22 protein-coding genes are annotated in these 19,585 nt (G+C 61.4%); 16 read left to right on the top strand and 6 right to left on the bottom strand.

All coding sequences use genetic code 11. From position 1 onward, the window contains the following. Positions 1-41 precede the first annotated feature (41 nt). The 6 genes from M3N55_RS13390 to M3N55_RS13365 all read left to right on the top strand — a co-directional run bounded on the left by M3N55_RS13390 (position 42) and on the right by M3N55_RS13365 (position 5,703). The gene (locus M3N55_RS13390) at positions 42-1,028 is read left to right on the top strand and encodes an ABC transporter permease (RefSeq protein ID WP_249059910.1); all 987 of its coding nucleotides are present in this window, start codon (positions 42-44) and stop codon (positions 1,026-1,028) included. A gap of 6 nt (positions 1,029-1,034) precedes the next feature. Further along, positions 1,035-1,967, top strand: coding sequence for an ABC transporter permease (locus tag M3N55_RS13385; RefSeq protein WP_428982660.1), 933 nt, complete (start codon positions 1,035-1,037; stop codon positions 1,965-1,967). A 14-nt stretch (positions 1,968-1,981) separates the two neighbouring features. Next, positions 1,982-2,959, top strand: coding sequence for an ABC transporter ATP-binding protein (locus M3N55_RS13380; protein WP_249059908.1), 978 nt, complete (start codon positions 1,982-1,984; stop codon positions 2,957-2,959). Positions 2,960-2,970: 11 nt separating this feature from the next. Further along, positions 2,971-3,966, top strand: coding sequence for an ABC transporter ATP-binding protein (locus M3N55_RS13375; protein ID WP_249059973.1), 996 nt, complete (start codon positions 2,971-2,973; stop codon positions 3,964-3,966). A gap of 205 nt (positions 3,967-4,171) precedes the next feature. After that, a complete protein-coding gene (locus M3N55_RS13370; protein ID WP_249059907.1) occupies positions 4,172-4,483 on the top strand; it encodes an ETC complex I subunit in 312 nt (103 codons plus the stop codon). A 23-nt stretch (positions 4,484-4,506) separates the two neighbouring features. Then, positions 4,507-5,703 carry a glycosyltransferase family 4 protein gene (locus tag M3N55_RS13365; RefSeq protein ID WP_249059906.1) on the top strand — a complete coding sequence of 399 codons (1,197 nt, stop codon included), beginning with the start codon at positions 4,507-4,509 and terminating at the stop codon, positions 5,701-5,703. Positions 5,704-5,719: 16 nt separating this feature from the next. Here M3N55_RS13365 and dapD read toward each other — a convergent pair whose 3' ends face one another. Then, positions 5,720-6,550: a 2,3,4,5-tetrahydropyridine-2,6-dicarboxylate N-succinyltransferase gene (gene dapD, locus M3N55_RS13360; protein ID WP_249059904.1), complete on the bottom strand. Its 831-nt coding sequence runs from the start codon at positions 6,548-6,550 to the stop codon at positions 5,720-5,722. A 92-nt stretch (positions 6,551-6,642) separates the two neighbouring features. Between dapD and M3N55_RS13355 the strand changes: the two genes are divergently transcribed. Next, positions 6,643-7,467, top strand: a complete 825-nt coding sequence (locus M3N55_RS13355; protein ID WP_249059902.1) for an LOG family protein — start codon at positions 6,643-6,645, stop codon at positions 7,465-7,467. On the opposite strand, the gene M3N55_RS13350 is transcribed toward M3N55_RS13355, so the two are convergent. After that, the gene (locus M3N55_RS13350; RefSeq protein WP_249059900.1) at positions 7,464-8,414 is read right to left on the bottom strand and encodes an L-threonylcarbamoyladenylate synthase; all 951 of its coding nucleotides are present in this window, start codon (positions 8,412-8,414) and stop codon (positions 7,464-7,466) included. The genes M3N55_RS13355 and M3N55_RS13350 overlap by 4 nt on opposite strands. Positions 8,415-8,499: 85 nt before the next feature. Between M3N55_RS13350 and M3N55_RS13345 the strand changes: the two genes are divergently transcribed. From M3N55_RS13345 to M3N55_RS13330, 4 genes are all read left to right on the top strand, one after another. Then, positions 8,500-10,188 (top strand): acyl-CoA dehydrogenase, encoded by a 1,689-nt coding sequence (locus tag M3N55_RS13345; protein WP_249059898.1) that lies wholly within the window; start codon positions 8,500-8,502, stop codon positions 10,186-10,188. Continuing rightward, complete coding sequence (locus M3N55_RS13340) at positions 10,185-11,213, top strand: MBL fold metallo-hydrolase (RefSeq protein ID WP_249059896.1); 1,029 nt, start codon at positions 10,185-10,187, stop codon at positions 11,211-11,213. Before M3N55_RS13345 ends, M3N55_RS13340 begins: the two co-directional genes overlap by 4 nt. Before the next feature lie 171 nt (positions 11,214-11,384). After that, a complete protein-coding gene (locus M3N55_RS13335) occupies positions 11,385-11,519 on the top strand; it encodes an aa3-type cytochrome c oxidase subunit IV (protein WP_249059895.1) in 135 nt (44 codons plus the stop codon). 28 nt (positions 11,520-11,547) lie between these two features. Then, entirely contained in the window at positions 11,548-12,183 is a 636-nt protein-coding gene (locus tag M3N55_RS13330) for a hypothetical protein (protein WP_249059894.1), read from the top strand. Positions 12,184-12,202: 19 nt separating this feature from the next. On the opposite strand, the gene M3N55_RS13325 is transcribed toward M3N55_RS13330, so the two are convergent. After that, on the bottom strand, positions 12,203-12,667 hold the full coding sequence (locus tag M3N55_RS13325; protein ID WP_249059893.1) for a YbjN domain-containing protein: 465 nt from the start codon (positions 12,665-12,667) through the stop codon (positions 12,203-12,205). A 103-nt stretch (positions 12,668-12,770) separates the two neighbouring features. Between M3N55_RS13325 and M3N55_RS13320 the strand changes: the two genes are divergently transcribed. Next, on the top strand, positions 12,771-13,421 hold the full coding sequence (locus M3N55_RS13320) for a pseudouridine synthase (RefSeq protein ID WP_249059971.1): 651 nt from the start codon (positions 12,771-12,773) through the stop codon (positions 13,419-13,421). 171 nt (positions 13,422-13,592) lie between these two features. Here M3N55_RS13320 and M3N55_RS13315 read toward each other — a convergent pair whose 3' ends face one another. The 3 genes from M3N55_RS13315 to M3N55_RS13305 form a co-directional block, all read right to left on the bottom strand. Then, the gene (locus M3N55_RS13315) at positions 13,593-14,294 is read right to left on the bottom strand and encodes a corrinoid protein (RefSeq protein ID WP_249059892.1); all 702 of its coding nucleotides are present in this window, start codon (positions 14,292-14,294) and stop codon (positions 13,593-13,595) included. 167 nt (positions 14,295-14,461) lie between these two features. Beyond that, entirely contained in the window at positions 14,462-15,484 is a 1,023-nt protein-coding gene (gene bmt / locus M3N55_RS13310) for a betaine--homocysteine S-methyltransferase (protein ID WP_249059891.1), read from the bottom strand. Positions 15,485-15,583: 99 nt separating this feature from the next. Then, the gene (locus M3N55_RS13305) at positions 15,584-15,895 is read right to left on the bottom strand and encodes a DUF1476 domain-containing protein (RefSeq protein WP_249059890.1); all 312 of its coding nucleotides are present in this window, start codon (positions 15,893-15,895) and stop codon (positions 15,584-15,586) included. Positions 15,896-16,074: 179 nt separating this feature from the next. Here M3N55_RS13305 and purC point away from each other — a divergent pair, with 179 nt between their 5' ends. Genes purC through M3N55_RS13285 form a run of 4 tightly spaced genes read left to right on the top strand, consistent with a single transcriptional unit; the run spans position 16,075 to position 19,580 of the window. Next, positions 16,075-16,836: a phosphoribosylaminoimidazolesuccinocarboxamide synthase gene (purC, locus tag M3N55_RS13300; protein ID WP_249059888.1), complete on the top strand. Its 762-nt coding sequence runs from the start codon at positions 16,075-16,077 to the stop codon at positions 16,834-16,836. 15 nt (positions 16,837-16,851) lie between these two features. Beyond that, positions 16,852-17,097: a phosphoribosylformylglycinamidine synthase subunit PurS gene (gene purS / locus M3N55_RS13295; protein ID WP_249059887.1), complete on the top strand. Its 246-nt coding sequence runs from the start codon at positions 16,852-16,854 to the stop codon at positions 17,095-17,097. 3 nt (positions 17,098-17,100) lie between these two features. After that, a complete protein-coding gene (gene purQ / locus M3N55_RS13290) occupies positions 17,101-17,769 on the top strand; it encodes a phosphoribosylformylglycinamidine synthase subunit PurQ (protein WP_249059880.1) in 669 nt (222 codons plus the stop codon). 47 nt (positions 17,770-17,816) lie between these two features. Further along, on the top strand, positions 17,817-19,580 hold the full coding sequence (locus M3N55_RS13285) for a sensor histidine kinase (protein ID WP_249059968.1): 1,764 nt from the start codon (positions 17,817-17,819) through the stop codon (positions 19,578-19,580). The last annotated feature ends 5 nt before the right edge of the window (positions 19,581-19,585 follow it).

Genomic DNA, 19,585 nt, shown 5'->3' with positions numbered 1-19,585 from the left:
GGCCCCGCGCGCGTTTCCTTTTTCGCGTATAGGGGCACATTATGCTGGCCTTCATCCTTCGCCGGATTTTGCAATCTTTGGTCGTCATGTTGGTCGTGGCACTGGTGTCCTTTGCGCTGTTTCGCTATGTCGGCGACCCGATTTCGACCATGATGGGGCAGGAAGCCACCATTGCCGACCGCGAGGCTTTGCGCGAACGGCTGGGCCTTAACGACCCTTTCATCGTGCAGTTTTTCGATTTCGTCAGCCGCGCCGTGCAGGGTGATTTCGGCATATCCTATCGCCTGCAACAGCCGGTGATGGAACTGATCCTGTCGCGCCTGCCTGCCACGCTGGAGCTGGCACTGGTGTCGGGCGTGCTGGCTTTCGTGTTCGGTGTCGGGTTTGGCGTCTATACCGCGCTCAACCGTCGGGGCTGGCTGTCGACCACGATCATGAGCGTTTCGCTGATCGGCGTGTCTTTGCCGACCTTCCTGATCGGGGTGCTGTTGATCTGGTTATTCGCCGTGGAACTGCAATGGCTGCCCAGTTTCGGGCGGGGAGAGGTCGTGGACCTTGGCAGTTGGTGGAGCACGGGGTTCCTGACACCCTCCGGCCGCGCGTCGCTTATTCTGCCCGCGATCACGCTGGGGCTGTACCAGATGACGCTCATCATGCGGCTGGTCCGGGCCGAGATGCTGGAAGTTCTGCGCACCGATTACATCAAATTCGCGCGTGCGCGGGGCTTGTCGAACCGCGCGATCCATTTCGGCCATGCGTTGAAGAACACCATGGTGCCGGTTATCACCATCACCGGGCTTCAGCTTGGCGCGATCATCGCCTTTGCCATCATTACCGAAACCGTGTTCCAGTGGCCGGGGGTGGGGGCGTTGTTCATCAACTCTGTCCGCTTTGTCGACGTGCCGGTCATGGCCGCTTACCTTATGTTGATCGCGGTTATCTTCGTGGTCATCAACCTGATCGTAGACCTTCTGTATTACGCGGTGGACCCGCGCTTGCGCGTGGAACGCGCGGGCGCCGGGCATTAAGGGGGCATGATGACAACCGATACCCAATCCCGCTTCGCCCGAATCTGGGACAGCGACATCATGTGGTCTTTCCGCCATTCGCCCGTAGCGATTGTCGCGGGGTTTGTGGTGGCGCTGATCGCGCTGGCGGCTGTGTTCGCCCCGTGGTTGGCGCCGACCAATCCCTATGATCCATCGCAACTGAACCTGATGGACGGGTTCACAGCGCCGATGGAACCTAATGCTTTTACCGGCAACAGCTATATCCTTGGCACCGACAACCAAGGCCGCGATGTGCTGTCGACCATCCTGTATGGCACCCGGATTTCGCTCTTCGTCGGGCTGTCGGCGGTTCTGTTCGCCATGGTTCTGGGCATTACGCTGGGGCTGATCGCGGGCTATCGCGGCGGCTGGGTCGATGGGCTGCTGATGCGCATTGCTGATGTGCAATTATCCTTCCCGTCCATCCTGATCGCGCTGCTGATTTTCGGGGTGGCGCGCGGGCTGATCCCGCCTGCCTACCGTGAAACCATGGCGATCTGGGTGCTGATCGTGGCGATTGGTCTGTCCGACTGGGTGCAATTCGCGCGCGTTGTGCGCGGCGCGACCATGGTCGAGAAATCGAAGGAATATGTGCAGGCCGCCCGCGTGGTCGGCGCGCATCCGGCGAAAATACTGATCCGGCATATCCTGCCCAACGTGATGGGACCGGTGCTGGTCATCGGCACGATTGGGCTGGCGCTGGCGATCATCGCGGAAGCCACGCTGTCCTTCCTTGGTGTCGGCGTTCCACCCACGCAACCCTCGCTTGGCACGCTGATCCGCATTGGCCAGCAATATCTGTTTTCGGGCGAGTGGTGGATCTTGCTGTTTCCGTCCATTGCCCTGCTGGCGCTGGCCTTGTCGGTCAACCTGCTGGGCGACTGGCTGCGCGACGCGCTGAACCCGAGGCTGCGCTAATGACCGGGGACAAAATGAAAGAACCACTTCTGTCCGTTCGTGATCTGGTCGTGGAATTCCCCACGCGCCATGGCACCCTGCGCGCGCTGGACCAAGTGTCCTTCGACATCGGGCCGGGCGAGGTGCTGGGCATGGTCGGCGAATCGGGTGCCGGCAAGTCGCTGACCGGGGCCGCGATCATTGGCCTGCTGGAACCGCCGGGGCGCATTGCGGGCGGTGAAATTCGGCTGCGGGGCGCGCGGATCGACAACCTGTCTTATGAGCAGATGCGCCGCATTCGCGGTCGCCGCATTGGCATGGTGTTCCAAGACCCGCTGACCAGCCTGAACCCGCTTTACACGGTGGCGCAGCAACTGATCCAGACCATCCGCACACATATGGACGTGTCAGAGGCGGACGCCCGCAAACGTGCCGTGGCGCTGCTGGACCGTGTTGGCATCCCCGCCGCCGCGCGCCGGATAGATGACTACCCGCACCATTTCTCTGGCGGGATGCGGCAGCGCGTGGTCATTGCGCTGGCCTTGGCGGCAGAACCCGAACTGGTGATCGCAGATGAACCGACCACAGCTTTGGATGTGTCGGTCCAAGCGCAGATCATCGATGTTTTAAAGGAAATTTGCGCCGAACGTGGCGCGTCTGTCATGCTGATTACACATGATATGGGCGTGATTGCGGAAACCGCTGATCGCGTCGCGGTGCTTTATGCGGGCCGCGTGGCCGAGATTGGGCCAGTCCGAGACGTGATCCAGCACGCCCGCCACCCCTACACGGCGGGGCTGATGGGCGCGATTCCGACGCTGGAACAGACAAGCGACCGCTTGGTGCAAATCCCCGGTGCCATGCCGCGCCTGAACTCGATTCCGACGGGCTGCGCGTTCAATCCGCGCTGCGCGCATGTGTTCGATCATTGCTACCGCGAGCGGCCGGTGTTGCGTCAGGCGGCCCCACAGCACGAAGTTGCCTGCTGGCTGACAGAGGAGGGCGGGGCATGACTGACTTACAGATGACCGGTCCGCTGGTGCAGGTCGACGGCCTGACGCGGCGTTTCGACATTTCCAAACCGTGGTTGAACCGCGTGCTAGAGCGTGAGGGCAAGCAATTCCTGACCGCGAATGCCGATGTCAGTTTCCAGATCAACAAGGGCGAAACCTTTGCTCTGGTCGGCGAATCGGGGTCTGGAAAATCGACCATCGCCAAGATGATCGTGGGGCTGCTGGCACCGTCTGCCGGGCATATTCGTTTTGATGGGGAAGAAATGGATTTTGCCAGCGGGGCCGATATGCGCGCGCTGCGTCGTCGTTTCCAGATGATCTTTCAAGACCCGTTTGCCAGCCTGAACCCGCGCTGGCGGGTGCGCGATATCGTGGCCGAGCCCATTGTGACGTTTGGCCTGCTCAAAGGGCCAGAGATCACTCGAGAGGTTGATCGCTTGCTGGACGTGGTGGGCCTGTCCGCCGCCGATGCCGCCAAATTCCCACATGAGTTTTCCGGCGGGCAACGTCAGCGCATTGCGATTGCGCGGGCGCTGTCCTCGAAGCCAGAGTTCATTGTTTGTGACGAGCCCACGTCGGCGTTGGATGTGTCGGTGCAGGCGCAAATCCTGAATCTGATGCGTGATTTGCAGGATGAATTTGGCCTGACCTATCTTCTAATCAGCCATGATCTGTCCGTCGTGCGCCACATGGCGAACCGAATCGGGGTGCTCTACCTGGGCCGTCTGGTCGAGGTGGCGGACGCCAAGCGCCTGTTTGTCGAACCGCAGCATCCCTATACGCGCATGTTGCTTGATGCCGTGCCAGACCTTGCGCTGTCTGGGCGGAGGCGCAAGCCGGTCCTGGGCGAAATCCCCAACCCCATCGACCCGCCCTCTGGTTGTGCGTTTAATCCGCGCTGCCCGCTGGCGCAGGATATCTGCAAGGCCCAGACGCCGATGCCCCGCGCCACACCGACAGGAGAGGCTGCTTGCCACTTTGCCGGACAAGTTGGCGAGATGGCCTAAACATGTATCCTGTTTACATTTTTGTTGCCCAAGGCGCTGTGTGCCTCTAGCTTGTGTCATGCAGGCAGGGGGATCACCCCGTCTCGGAAGACTTACTCCTCGTTCCCTCCTTTCAGCGGGACCTTCCTGTCTGTACCATCGCACAGGCTTGCAAATACGAGGCTTTGGCACGATAACAGGCCAAGTTCGGAATAGGGTCCATACCATGCGCGCACGAATTTACCGCCCCGCCCGTAATGCCATGCAATCTGGCACGGCCAAGACAAAGCAATGGGTCTTGTCCTTTGCCCCGTCGCAGGCGCGCAAGATTGATCCATTGATGGGGTGGACCAGTTCGGGCGATATGGACAGTCAGGTTACGCTGCGTTTCGACAACCGCGACAGTGCCGAGGCTTATGCCAAGGCCCACGGCATCGACTACACCGTGGTCGAACCCAAAACACGCCGGCCGAACATTCGCCCTACCGGCTACGCCGAGAATTTCGCAACATCGCGCCGTCAGGTCTGGACGCACTGACAGTCTGACCGGAAGGGGTGGCCATGCGCATCGGGTATCTGATGAACACTTACCCGGTGACGAGCGCCACGTTCATCCGCCGCGAAATTGGCGCGCTGGACGCGTTGGGCGTCGGCATTGCGCGTTTTGCGATCCGGCCTTGGGGCGAGGCCTTGGTCGAATCCGCTGACAAGGACGAAGCCGCGCGCACCCATTACCTGTTAGCCCCCGGTGCTTTACGTCTGCTGGGGTTCTTCCTGACGGAAGCGTTGCGCAATCCAACTGGCGTTCTGCGCGCTTTGGGTGCCATGTGGACCATGGCGCGCGCGGCGGGTCATGGGGCCTTGGTGCGCCATGTGGCCTATCTGCTGGAAGCGGTGCACCTAAAGCGCGCGTCCAGAGGCTGCGACCATATCCATGCGCATTTCACCACGAACACCGCTGCGGTGGCCTTGCTGTGCCATCGGCTTGGCGGGCCGGGGTTTTCCTTTACCGCGCATGGCCCGGATGAATTTGACGACCCCAAGGCGTCGTCGCTGGCGCTGAAGCTGGCCGGTGCGCGCTTTGCCGTTGCCATTACGCAATTCGCCCGCACCCGTTTGGCGCTGGCTGGGGGGGCGGGCATTTGGGACAAGCTGCATGTCGTGCATTGCGGGGTGGACCTGACTGACATGACGCCGGCCCCGCCAGCACCTTCTGATGCGCCGTTTGTGTGCGTGGGTCGGCTATGTCCGCAAAAGGCGCAGGTTTTGTTGGTGCAAGCCATGGCAGAGCTGGTGCAAACCCATCCGAAAGCGCGGCTTGTGTTGATTGGCGACGGCGAAACCCGACCTCAGATTGAGGCGCTGATCGCGCAGCACGGATTGCAGGACAGCGTGGAGTTGCGCGGTTGGGCCGATGGTGCCGCGGTCAAAGCGGCGCTTGCCAGTGGGCGTGCGATGGTGCTGCCCAGTTTTGCCGAAGGTCTGCCCATTGTTATCATGGAAGCCTTCGCGCTGGGGCGACCCGTCATTTCGACCTATATCGCGGGTATTCCGGAACTGGTCGACCGCGAGGCCGGATGGCTGGTCCCGGCAGGCGATATTTCGGCCCTTGCCGAGAGCTTGCGCAAATGTCTGGCAACGCCGCCAGAGCGTTTGGCGCTTATGGGTCAGACCGCCCGCGCCCGAATAGAGCAACGGCACGATCTGGATGTCAGCGCCAAACGGTTGAAAGCGTTGTTCGAGGGGGCGACCGGGTAGTCGCCCCGTTTTGCGATCAGTCGCGCAGCAATTCGTTAATCCCGGTTTTCGAACGGGTCTGCGCATCCACCCGTTTCACGATCACTGCGCAATACAGGTTGATCCCGTTTTTCGACGGCATCGACCCGGCCACGACCACCGAATAGGGCGGCACTTCGCCATAGGTCACGCTGCCGGTTTCGCGGTCGACGATCTTGGTGGATTTGCCGATGAACACACCCATGCCCAGCACCGACCCTTCGCGCACGATGCAGCCTTCGACCACTTCCGAGCGCGCGCCGATGAAGCAGTTGTCTTCAATAATGGTCGGCCCGGCCTGCATCGGTTCCAGCACGCCGCCAATGCCCACGCCGCCGGACAGGTGCACGTTTTTGCCGATCTGGGCGCATGACCCCACGGTGGCCCAAGTGTCGACCATCGTGCCGCTATCGACATAGGCGCCAAGGTTTACGAAGGACGGCATCAGCACCACGCCCGGCGCGATATAGGCCGATTTGCGCACGATGCAGTTGGGAACGGCACGAAAGCCCGCGTCTTTCCATTCCTTCTTCTTCCAGTCGGCGAACTTGCTGTCGACCTTGTCCCACCAGGTGCCGCCTTGCGGGCCGCCCTCATGCTTTTCCATGTCCTTCAGGCGAAAGCCCAGCAGCACGGCTTTCTTGGCCCATTGGTTCACATGCCAGTCGCCATTCTCCTGCCGCTCTGCCACGCGCAGCTTGCCGCTGTCGAGCGCGTTCAGCGTATCCTCGATTGCGTCGCGGGCCTTACCCTTGGTGTCGGGTGTGATGGTGTCGCGGGCGTCCCACGCGGCTTCAATCGCGGACTCTAGGGCGGCGTTGTCGGTCATTGGGGCACTCCATGGCTCTGGTCATCAGCATGTAACGCCTATAGCGTTACAACCTGCTGACCGCAATTCCCGCATAGCCCCCGGAGAGCCTTTTGAAAGACCGCGACACTCAACGCATTTTTCCCGACGCGAAACAAGATATCGACCGATGGGATGATGTGCCAGATACCGCGCAAACGCGGCACCCGGCGTATCGGCTGGCATTTGGCGACCCGGATTTCCTTTTGCGCGACGAATTGCGCCCCGTTCGGTTGCAACTGGAATTGCTGAAACCCGAATTGCTGATGGCTGAACGCGGTATTCAGTCGACCATTGTTTTGTTCGGCGGCGCGCGCATTCCCCGGCCAGAGGATGCGGCGAAAGCCAGCACGCCCGCTTTGGGCGAGTTGTCCCGCTTTTACGAAGAGGCGCGCAAATTCGCATATGCGATGACCCTGCGCTCGGTGCAGGCTTATGGCCGCGAGAATGTCATTGTCACGGGCGGTGGACCGGGCGTGATGGAAGCGGGCAATCTGGGGGCCGAGCAGGCGGGCGGTGTTTCCATGGGGTTGAATATTGTGCTGCCGCATGAACAGGCGCCGAATGCGCATGTAACGCCCGACCTGTGCTTCAACTTTCACTATTTCGCCATTCGCAAGATGCATTTTTTGATGCGTGCCAAGGCAATCGCAATCTTTCCGGGCGGGTTTGGCACGCTGGATGAAACATTCGAGGCACTCACCCTGATCCAGACCAAGCGCATGGCGAAGCTGCCGTTCATCCTGTTCGGGCGCGATTTCTGGTCAAAGGTCGTGAACTGGGAAATGTTGGCGGATGCAGGCACGATCAGCCGGGATGACCTGAACCTGTTTCACATGGTTGACACTGCCGAAGAGGCGATTGACGTGATCGACGCATTCGAGGCGGAAACGCCCTAGACGCGTGGGGCTGCGGCGCGGCGCAAGCGGTCATTGATCGCCGCGCCGATGTCATGGTCAGGGACCGGTGCGATGGCAATGGGGCGCCCCATTGCATCGGCTTTGTGCAACGTTGAAAAGAGATTTGCCGCAGCTTCCCCCAAATCGCCCGAAGGGGAGAGCGAGAAGGTAGCGCCCGCGCAGTTGGGACCAAAGCCGATCCAAACCTCGTTCGTGTCGGGCTTGGACACGTTCAACCGCACGCGCGCCTGGGGTGCGTAATGCGACAGCATTTGGCCGGGTGCCGTGATCCTGGCGTTGTCGCGTTGGCGGGGCGGCTGGCCCAGAACGGCGGCGATCTGTTCTGCGCTGATGCCGCCTTCGCGCAGCATGACGGCCTTATCGCCTTCGAAGCCCAGAATGGTCGATTCCACGCCAACAGGGCAGGGCCCACCATCCAGAACCGCTGCAATGCGCCCGCCAAGCCCCGCCATGACATGCGCCGCATTGGTCGGGCTGATCCGTCCTGACGGGTTGGCCGAAGGGGCCGCCACAGGCCCGCCGAATTCGGCCAGAAGCGCGCGGGCAAGCGGATGCGCGGGCACGCGCAGCGCGACCGTGGGCAAGCCCGCCGTGACCGCCTGCGCCAGCCCGTGATCGCTGCGCAAGGGCGCGACCAGCGTCAGCGCACCGGGCCAGAAGGCGTGCGCGAGCTTGCGCGCGGGGGCAGGCAGATCGGCAAAGCGATCCGCCGCGTCCAGACTGGCCAGATGCACGATCAGCGGGTTATGCGCGGGCCGTCCCTTGGCGGCAAAGATCGCGGCAACCGCTTGAGCATTGCGCGCATCGCCCGCAAGGCCGTAGACGGTTTCCGTTGGGATCGCGACGATCCGCCCTGCACGCAAGAGTTGTGCCGCGCGACCCACATCCTGCGGACCTAAAACTGCCGTTTCTGTCGGGTTTTCCATGCGCTGACGCTGCGTTGGGGTTCTGCAAGGGCGTGCAACCCGCTATCAGTAGCGCAACATCCTGTCCAGCCTGATGGAGCGGCCCATGCCTTACACGCCCCCTTTGCGCGATTTTGCCTTCATCCTCGACCATGTGGTGGGGTTCCAACAGGTGCGCGACACCGACCGTTTCGCAGAGGCGACGGCGGACACCGTGCAGGCCATCCTGTCCGAAGGCGGGCGCTTGAATGCCGAGGTGATCGCGCCCCTGCGCCGTCCCGGTGACGTGACGCCTTCCCGTCTGGAAAACGGCGAGGTCGTCAGCCCACCGGGCTATGCCGAGGGATTTCGCGCGCTGGCCGATGGCGGTTGGATCGGGATTTCCGCCGCCCCGGAATTTGGCGGCATGGGGATGCCGCAAACCGTCTCTACTGCGTTTTATGAAATGATGGCGGCGGCGTGCCTGTCGTTGCAGATGAACCCGCTTCTGACCCAAGGCCAGATAGAGGCACTGGAGCATCACGCTTCCGATGCACTCAAGGCGCTGTATCTGCCGAAGCTGATTTCGGGCGAATGGTCGGGCACGATGAACCTGACCGAGCCGCAAGCCGGCACCGATGTGGGCGCGCTGCGCAGCAAGGCCGAACCGCAGGCAGACGGCAGTTACCGCGTAACCGGGCAGAAGATCTATATCTCTTGGGGGGATTGTGATTTCACGCAGAATGTTTGTCATCTGGTTCTGGCACGTCTGCCAGATGCAGCACCTGGGTCCAAAGGGATCAGCCTGTTTCTGGTGCCGAAAATCATCCCCAATGCCGATGGCAGCCTTGGACAGCCCAACAGCCTGCGCGTGGTAAGCCTTGAACATAAGCTGGGCATCCACGGCTCGCCAACTTGCGTCATGGAATATGACGGGGCCACAGGCTGGCTTGTCGGCGCGCCGCATAGGGGCTTGGCCGCGATGTTCACCATGATGAACAACGCCCGTGTCGGTGTCGGTGTGCAGGGCATTGGCGTGGCGGAAGGCGCCTATCAGCACGCGCTTGCCTATGCGCGGGACCGCAAGCAAGGGCCAACGGCAAAGGGCGCAACCGCGATTATCGACCACCCGGATATTCGCCGCCAACTGGCCATTATGCGGGCAGAGATATTCGCGGCGCGCGCGATAGCGATGGCCAATTGCGTGGCGATCGATATGGCGACCGCGACCGGTGGCGCAGACTGGGCCGCGCGGGCAGGCTGGCTGACGCCGATCACCAAAGTATATGGCACCGAAACCGGGATTGCCGTGTCCGATATGGGCATCCAGATTCATGGTGGCATGGGGTTTGTCGAGGAAACGGGGGCCGCGCAATTCCTGCGCGATGTGCGTGTGACGTCGATTTACGAAGGGACCAACGCTATTCAGGCGCTGGATCTTGTGGGTCGTAAGCTGAGCGATGGTGGCGCGGCGGTTTTTGCGGTGTTGGATGAGATGGCGAAAGCGGCCCGCGCGTCTGGCATGGGCGCGCCCGTGACAGAGGCCGTGCAAGCCTTGCGCGCAGCGACAGAATGGATGCTGGGGCAAGGGATGGAAGCGCGTGCCGCCGGTGCAACCGCCTATCTGCGCGCCTTCGCGCGGGTGTTGGGTGCGGATATGCACCTGCGGGCTGCCGCGTCGGGAGAGGGCGCGCGCGTGGCCTTGGCCCGCGTTTATCTTGACCAGATGCTCCCGGAATATGCTGCGCATCTGGCTGCCATGCGGGCCGACCCCGCCGCCTATATGGACCTGACGCCAGAGGATATGACTGCGTGACATCTGGCATTCGCTACCCGTTTGAGATGCCGCCCGACGAAGGCACCGCAGTAGAAATAGCCCCCGGTGTGTTCTGGGCGCGCATGCCGCTGCCGATGGCCTTGGACCATGTCAATGTCTACGCGCTGGATGATGGCGAAGGATGGACTGTGTTCGACACCGGCTTCGACACCAAACGCACGCGTGGCGCGTGGGTGAAGCTGCTTGCGGGGCCGCTCAGCGGAAAGCCCGTGACCCGTGTGATCGTAAGCCACCACCACCCCGACCATATCGGGCTGGCGGGCTGGTTTCAGGCCAGGGGCGCCAAGCTTGCGACCTCGCGCACAGCATGGCTGTTTGCGCGTATGTTGACGCTGGACAATCAGGATCGCCCGCCACCGGAAACGCTGGAATTCTGGCGCAGTGCGGGGATGGACCCGGACATACTGGCCAAGCGGGCCGCTGAGCGCCCGTTCAACTTTGCCGATGTGGTCGCGCCCATGCCGCTTGGGTTTGACCGTCTGTCCGAAGGCGATACACTGCGTGCCGCCGGGCGCGATTGGGATGTGCGGCTGGGTCAAGGCCATGCCCCCGATCAGGTCACGCTCTGGAGCCGCGATTGCAACCTTGTGCTGGGGGCGGATCAGCTTTTGCCCTCGATCTCGCCCAATCTGGGGGTTTATGCGACCGAACCAAATGCTGACCCGGTGGCGGAATGGCTGGAAAGCTGCGCGCGGTTCCAAACCGTGGCGCGCAACGATCACCTTGTCCTGCCCGGTCACAAACTTCCCTTCACCGGCCTGCCCATGCGGCTGCGCCAGAAGATCGACAACCACCAAGGCGCATTGGCACGGCTGATGGAGCATCTGACCGAACCACGCATCGCCAGCGCATGTTTTGCGCCGCTTTTCAAACGGCAGATCACCGAAGGCACTTACGGGCTGGCTCTGGTCGAGGCCGTGGCGCATCTGAACCATTTGGAACGGCTGGGCCGCGTCCGGCGCTCAAAGTCCGAATGTGGCGCATGGCTTTGGCAAAAGGTGTGATCCGGCGTCAGCTTTCACGCCTGTCGGCCATTCCGGCAAGGCCGCAGGCGGCGACACCAAAGAATCCGCGCGCAGTCCGCCGCACTGGTGCCACCAATGCGCAAAAGGGATGACAGCTTCGCGGCAATGCGATAATCAGCAAAGCGACAACGCGAATACGGAGTATGCGACATGGCCGAGCATGAACATGGCAAGATGGACACCACCACGCAGGAAAAGACCTTTGATGGCTTCATTCGTATGGTCACTTGGGGAACGGTGATCAGCATTGGCGTGCTAATCTTCATCGGGCTGGTAAACGGCTGATTCTGTCGGAGCTTAAGGCGGCATCATCATGCAGGCTATCATCTCTGGGCGGGTTGTGACGCAGATTCGCGCGCTCACACTCATGGTGCTGGCCTTCGTGGCGCTTTCAGCTTGTGCGGGTGAGCGGGTCTGGGCCCCGGATGCCGATGTTCAGGCGGCGCGCTATATTCACGGCGGGCAGGCGGAATTAACCATCGTAACGGTCATCAATTACCGCACCAAGCGCGGGGATCACACGGCGCTGTTCATCAATGCGGATGAACGCGTGCTGTTCGATCCGGCCGGCAGCTGGACGCTCCCGAACGTGCCAGAGCGCAACGATCTGCACTACGGGATCACGCCGCGGATCGGCGCCTCCTTCTACCTTAGCCATACACGCGAGACGCATTACACCGTGGTGCAGCGCATCCCGGTTTCGATGGAAACGGCGTTACGCGCCAAGCAACTTGCCAGCGAAGCCGGGCCGGTGCCCCCTGCGCATTGCGCGATCTCGACCATTGCTATCCTGCGCGAATTGCCCGGCTTCGAGGATTTGCAATCAGGCTACTATCCGCACCGGCTTATGGAACAGATCGCAGCCAAGCCCGATGTCATAACGCGCGAACTGCATTACGACGCGCCCAGCATCAACGCCGAAGTTTACGCGATACAATCCCGCCTCTGACCGGTCCAGGTCCGGCAGGTTAGTCCAGGTAGTTTTCGAAATTTTCCAGAACGATTCGCCACCAGTCGAATGTGTCGTCCAGATTGGTCCGGCTTACCCCGCCAAACAGGTTCACGTCCCATTGGATCATAGGGTCGTTTTCTGCATCCAGCATGGCTTTGCCGAACCGGTTTGCCGCATTCCACGCCTGCATTCTGCCTTCGGTGGCTGTCCCGGTATTTACCCAGGCCGCTTGAAACTGGATGTTGGTGCAGTCCCGCCCGCTTTGGCAGCCATAGAACAGCACAGCGTATTGTGTGCCGTCCATACGCCCGCGTAGCATCGGGTCGCCAACGGCATCGGTCGTGACCTCAACCGCGCCATAGCCGCGCGCGATCTCGGCAATTCGGGCTGGATCGGTCGCGTCGATCAGAGTCTGAGCGCCCAAGCTACCCGGCGCAAGCGCCACGGTTGCTATGGCCAGGATTGTGCGGTGAATTATCATGCGGCCCTCCCTTGCAGACCGCCAGCATACCGCAATGGTGGTCTCTGGCAATCACGCAGCGCGGGAACTTGCGCGACCCTGCCATTTCCGGCACACCCGGCCCATGACGGATTTCATTTACCAGCCGCCGCAGGATGACTTGGTGATCCTGCATGAAGATCATGAACTTGTCTTCATCGACAAGCCAGCCGGGGTTTTGTCAGTGCCGGGGCGTGGCGCGCATCTGGCCGATTGCCTGCTGGCCCGTGTGCAGGCCGTGTTTCCCGAAGCGTTGCTGGTGCACCGGCTGGATATGGACACATCGGGCGTGATTGTCTTTGCGCGCAGTCCAATGGCGCAGCGTCACCTTGGGTTACAGTTCGAGAAGCGCCAGACCCGCAAGCAATATATTGCGCGGGTCTGGGGGCAGGTGGCGGAAAAGGCGGGGCGGGTTGACCTTCCGCTGACCGTTGATTGGCCGAACCGCCCGCGCCAGATGGTATGCCATGAAACCGGCCGTCCGGCGCAAACCGACTGGGCGCTCTTGCGGCACGAGGAGCATGGCTCGCGCCTTCGTCTCAGTCCTGTGACAGGGCGCAGCCACCAGTTGCGTGTGCATATGCTGGCGATGGGCCACCCGATCCTTGGTGATCCATTCTACGCGACCGACACCGCAGCGACCTTTCCGCGCCTTATGTTACACGCGCGCGAATTGCGGCTGCGGCATCCCGATGGTGGGCGCGGGTTGACCGTTTCGGCCCCGGTGCCGTTCTGACTGAGGCTTGCGCTTCATCTTGCCAAAAATACTCATGACGCGACATATCAGCTTGCAAGGCCCTGATCTTGATGCGCGGCATCGCAATAAAGACGGGCGCGGGGTCGAATGGCCCCGCGCCCCCGTGGCGCGCTTGCCCGGCACGGGCAAGGCGCAATCTCTCGGTGGGCGTCAGCCGGCCGTCATCTGGTTATGCTTGCGCGCAACCAGCGTTTTCGCGGTTTCGACCGCAACCGCGGCATCGCGGCAATAGGCATCAGCGCCGATGGCGCGCCCAAATTCTTCATTCAGGGGCGCACCCCCCACCAACACGATGTAATCGTCGCGCAGCCCTTTGGCGACCAGCGTGTCAATGACAACCTTCATATAAGGCATCGTGGTGGTCAGCAGGGCTGACATGCCCAGAATATCTGGTTGTTCGCGTTCCAGCGCCTCCAGATAGGCTTCGACCGCGTTGTTGATCCCCATGTCGACCACCTCGAACCCGGCGCCTTCCATCATCATGGCGACAAGGTTCTTGCCGATGTCGTGGATGTCACCCTTGACGGTGCCGATCACCATCTTGCCCATGCGCGGCGCGCCGGTTTCGACCAGCAATGGTTTCAGGATGGCCATACCGCCCTTCATCGCATTGGCGGCCAGCAGCACTTCGGGCACGAACAGAATGCCATCCCGGAAATCGTGACCGACAATCGTCATGCCCGCAACCAGCGCCTTGGTCAGGATGTCATAGGGGGTCCAACCTCGCGCCAGCAGGATGCGGACAGATTCCTCGATCTCTTCGCGCAACCCATCATAAAGGTCGTCCATCATCTGCTCGACCAGTTCGTCGTCGGACAGATTGGCGAGGATGATTTCTTCTTCATCAGACATGGGAGACACCTCTCGAAAGAACGCGCTTTCGGGCGCGTGAACTGGAATGTTGGTCAGGGTGTCGGGCATTTTGTCGCGGCGGACACGTCCATTTGCGACCTTGGTGCGGGACTTGGCGACCTGCGCCCCGCCAAAGCTGGGCCAGGTGTATCGCGCGCTATAGCCCGTCAGGTTTCGCGGCGGCGGCGATTGCCACGGCGCGTTGGCGCATCGGCGCTGTCGGCCTCTGTTCCGTCCACGGCAGAGGAAAAGCCACCGATCCGGGTTTTGATCGTGTCCAGGTCCGGGCGCGGTCCAGGGGCGCGGGTTTCCAGCGCCGCACGCATGGCGCGCAGGTGCTCGGGCATCGTGCCGCAGCACCCACCGATAATTCGTGCGCCGCAATCGCGGGCCAACACGGCGTAGTCGGCCATCAGGTCAGGCGTGCCATCGTAATGGATATGCCCGTCGACATATTTCGGGATGCCCGCGTTGCCCTTGGCGATAATCGGCAGGCTGGCGCCCGCTTCGACAAAGCCAAGTGCCGTGCGCAGCAGGTCAGACGCACCAACACCGCAATTTGCGCCAAATGCCAGCGGTTTATGCGCCAGTTTGTCCACCATTTGCACCATCGCAGCAGAGGTCAGCCCCATCATGGTGCGCCCGGCGGTGTCAAAGCTCATGGTGCCACACCATGGCATGTTGGCCAGCGCGGCGGCCTCTGCGGCGGCTTTGTATTCCTCTGGGGCGGAAATGGTTTCGACCCAGAGCACATCGGCCCCGCCCGCTTTCAGGCCTTCGGCCTGTTCGTGGAACATCTCAACCGCCAGCGCGTGGGTCAGGCTGCCCATCGGCGCCATGATTTCACCCGTTGGCCCCATGGACCCTGCGACGATCACGCGGCGCCCGCTGGCATCCGCCACCTCGCGGCCAAGCTCTGCACCAAGGCGGTTCAATTCATGCACGCGCGATTCGGCTGCGTGCAGTTTCATCCGGCTGGCATTGCCGCCGAATGTGTTTGTCAGGAACAGATCCGACCCGGCATCTACAGCGCCACGATAGAGCGCGCGAATCTTCTCGGGTTCGTCGGCATTCCACAATTCGGGCGCATCGCCCGATTGCAAACCCATGTTGAACAGGTTGGTGCCGGTCGCGCCATCGGCCAGAAGCCAGTCACGGGTTGCAAGAAGCTCTGTCAGCGCGTCGGTCATGTGCATGGTCCCACTCAATACGGGACAGGCTCGCCCCGGTGTCAGGGCGCGCTTAGCGCAAAGCAGGGGAGCAGATCAAATGTAAACTGCGCGCGGGACTCAACCCTCGGCGAGTTCGGCTTTCGCCTCTGCCAGCAGTTCAGCCATCCTGGCGCGGATCGTGGTTTCGTCGGCCTTCCCATCCAGGTCAGCGGCGACCTTGCGGAACACGTCCTCATGGCCTTCTTCTTCGAAATCGGCGCGGATGACTTCCATCGCATATGCCTCGACCGCATCGCCGGTCTTGCCCAGCATGCCCGCTGCCCAAATACCCAGCTTTTTGTTGCGGCGCGCAACGGCCTTGAACTGCATTTCCGCGTCATGGGCGTATTTGTTTTCAAAGGCGCGTTCGCGGTCGTTGAAAGTGGTCATGACTGGCCCTCGTCAGTTTGTGTAATGTTAGATAACATATGCCCATTGGGCGGCTTTGCTGCAAGGTCAAACCGGGGTAAATGACGCGAACGGCTTAGCTTGCGACCGCGCCAGTGCTAGAGTATAGGCACCCCAGACAACACCGCGTTTCGCGGTGCTTCCCCTATTGGAGATTGCCGATGGCACGCCGCACCAAAGTCTATGAAGGTAAGGCCAAGATTCTCTATGAAGGGCCGGAGCCCGGCACGCTGGTGCAGTATTTCAAAGACGACGCGACCGCCTTCAACGCCGAAAAGCGCGACGTGATCGACGGTAAAGGCGTGTTGAACAACATGCTGTCGGAATTCGTTATGTCCGGGTTGAACCAGATCGGGGTGCCGACGCATTTCATCAAGCGTATCAACATGCGCGAGCAATTGATCCGCGCGGTAGAGATCATCCCGCTGGAAGTGGTGATCCGCAACATTGCCGCCGGGTCCATGTCGAAGCGTCTTGGAATAGAGGAAGGCACGCGCCTGCCGCGCCCGATCATCGAATTCTATTACAAGGACGACAAACTGGGCGACCCGCTGGTGAGCGAGGATCAGATCCTCGCCTTCAACTGGGCCAGCCATCAGGACCTGGACGACATGGTCGCCTTGGCCGTTCGTGTGAATGATTTCCTGTCGGGGATCATGCTGGCCGTGGGTATCACGCTGGTCGATTTCAAAATCGAAATTGGCCGCCAGTTCGAGGGTGACATGCAGCGCCTTGTCATTGCCGATGAGATCAGCCCTGATTCCTGCCGGTTGTGGGATATCAAGACCGGGCAGAAACTGGACAAGGACGTGTTCCGCCGCGATCTGGGCAGCCTGACCGACGCCTATTCCGAAGTCGCGCGCCGCCTTGGTGTGATGCCGCGCAACGCGACGCCCATGCCCAAACCCAAGTTGATGAATTAAAAGGTAGTTTGTTCCATGAAAATGCGTGTCATCGTCACCCTTAAACCCGGCGTTCTGGACCCACAGGGCGAGGCCGTGCGCCATGCGCTTGGCTCGCTTGGCTTTGAGGGGGTCAACAAGGTTCGCCAAGGCAAGATGATCGAACTCGATCTTGCCGAAACAGATCCGGTCCGTGCCGAAGAACAGGCCCGCGCCATGTGTGAAAAGCTGCTGGCGAATACTGTCATCGAAAGCTATGCGCTGGAACCTCTGGAAGGGTAACGGATGAAAGCCGCTGTCATTACATTTCCGGGGTCGAACTGCGACCGCGACCTGGCCGTTGCTTTTGAGCAATCGGGCGCAGAGGTCGTGCGCGTATGGCACAAGGACACCGCCCTGCCAGCTGGCGTGGACGTGGTCGGTTTGCCCGGCGGGTTTTCCTATGGTGATTACCTGCGCTGCGGTGCGATTGCCGCGCGGTCGCCCATCGGCACCGCCATCGCGGCCCATGCACAGGCCGGGGGCTACGTTCTGGGCATCTGCAACGGCTTTCAGGTGCTTTTGGAAATGGGGCTTTTGCCGGGGGCTTTGCTGCGCAATGCCGGGCTTAAATTCGTCTGCAAACCGGTCGGCCTGAACGTGGTGACGACGGATAGCGCCTTTACTTCGGGCTATTCCGAGGGCGCGCAGATCAACATTCCTGTGGCGCATCATGACGGCAATTTCACCGCAGATGCAAACACCGTCGCGCGGCTGCAAGGCGAGGGGCGTGTGGCCTTTACCTATGCACAGAACCCTAACGGGTCGGATGGCGATATTGCGGGCATCTTGTCTGATAACCGTCGCGTGCTTGGGATGATGCCTCATCCTGAACGCGCATTGGACGCCGCGCAGGGTAGCGCCGATGGCCGTGCGGTTTTCGCCGGGTTAATCGGCGCTTTCGTGCCCGGCTGAAAACGCCTCGCTTGAGCGGTCGGGCTAATCGCAATATCCTTGCGGCCATGATTAGCCCACCCGACCTGGACAACCGCCGTGCCAGCATCCTTGGCATACCGCTTTGGGGGCGGGCGGCTGTTTTGGCGTTGTTGCTGATCGCGGCGGGCAGCACTTGGTTTCTGAACGACTGGTTATCCACCAGCTTTACCGATGCGACCCGTAACCGCGCGGAATTGCGGCTGGTTCTGTATTCCGGCAACATCCAGTCCGAATTGCAACGCAACTCGGTTGTGCCGCTGCTGTTGGCGCGTGACCCTGTCATCGCGGATGCGTTACGCGACGCGAATTTCGCGACCATTTCGCAACGCCTGATCGACTTGCAAGACGAGATCGGGGCGGCCTCTATCGAATTGCTGGACCAGAACGGGCGCACCGTAGGGGCGACCGATCGCAACATTCTGGGCACGCTGCGGTCCTCTGACGCGGCGTTTGTCGAGGCGCGCCGCACCCCCGAGACTATCTTCCAGACACGCGAGTTGGATAGCGGCGGGTTTAGTTTTACTTTTTCGCGCGCTGTGCGTGACGGGCGCGATGTGCTGGGGGTGGTCGTCGTCTCTGCTGACCTGTCCAAATTCGAGCGCAGTTGGGCCGGCTTTGCCGATGCTGTGGCGCTTCTGGAATCCTCTGGGCGAATCGTGCTGGCCACCGAACCGCGCTGGCGTGGGCGGTCGGTGGAGGAGGCGCTTGCGATCCGCGATGCGCCATCCGCAATCGCCCGCGCTTTTCGTGCGACCACGGACTGGACGCAACCGTCGCCCGATGCATTCCTGCGCGGCGAGGCCGTGTTGCGGTCAGAAGTGCGAGTGCCATTCCGGGGCTGGCGTTTGGTCAGCTTTACCCGATATGATTCGGTGCGCGAGCAGGTAAACGCGGCGCTGGCGCTGGTTTTGACAGGCTTTGCGCTGCTTCTTGCGCTGACCTTCTACATCCTCAGCCGCCGCGCTTACACGCAATCGGCCGTGTTCCAGCGTGAATCTGAGGAATTGCGCGCGCTTAACGCCCGTCTGCAACGCGAGATCGCGGCACGGGTGCGGATGCAAAAAGATCTGGCCGTGGCCGAACAAACCTTGGCGCAATCCTCGAAACTGGCGTCTTTGGGCGAAATGTCGGCGTCTGTCAGCCATGAGCTGAACCAGCCCCTTGCGGCCATGAAGACCTATCTTGCCGGGGCGCGCCTGCTGTTGCGGCGCAAGCGCACCGAAGAAGCACTGGCCTCTTTTCAACGGATTGATGACCTGATCGACCGTATGGGCGCGATTGCACGGACATTGAAATCCTTTGCCCGCAAGGGCGGCGAAGCCTTCGCCCCGATCGACTTGCGCACCTGCATCGCTGATGCCCTCACCATGATGGAGCCGCTTTTGCGCGACAGCCGGGTTTTGCTGGTGCGCACCGTGCCGCCTGATCCGGTCATGATCCTTGGTGACAGCGTCCGGGTCGAACAGGTTATCCTGAACCTTGTGCGCAACGCTGTGGATGCGACCAAGGGCACCAATGCCCCGCAGATCGACATCATCCTTAGCCAAGGCGATACTGCCAAGTTGACGGTGCGCGACAATGGCGTGGGGATTGCTGATATCGATAGCCTGTTTGAACCCTTCTATACCACCAAACCCGCCGGGCAGGGGGTGGGCCTTGGGCTGGCTATTTCCTCGGGGATCGTCAAGGATCATGGTGGGCGCCTGACGGCCCTGAACCCCGGCGAGGGCGGCGCTGTGTTCGAGGTTGAATTTCCGCGCCACATTGCCCCCACTCAGAAAGGGGCGTAACGCGA

The organism is Roseinatronobacter domitianus (genome assembly GCF_023336755.1).
Taxonomy (GTDB): domain Bacteria; phylum Pseudomonadota; class Alphaproteobacteria; order Rhodobacterales; family Rhodobacteraceae; genus Roseinatronobacter; species Roseinatronobacter domitianus.
This window is presented reverse-complemented; position numbering and strand designations above follow the sequence as displayed.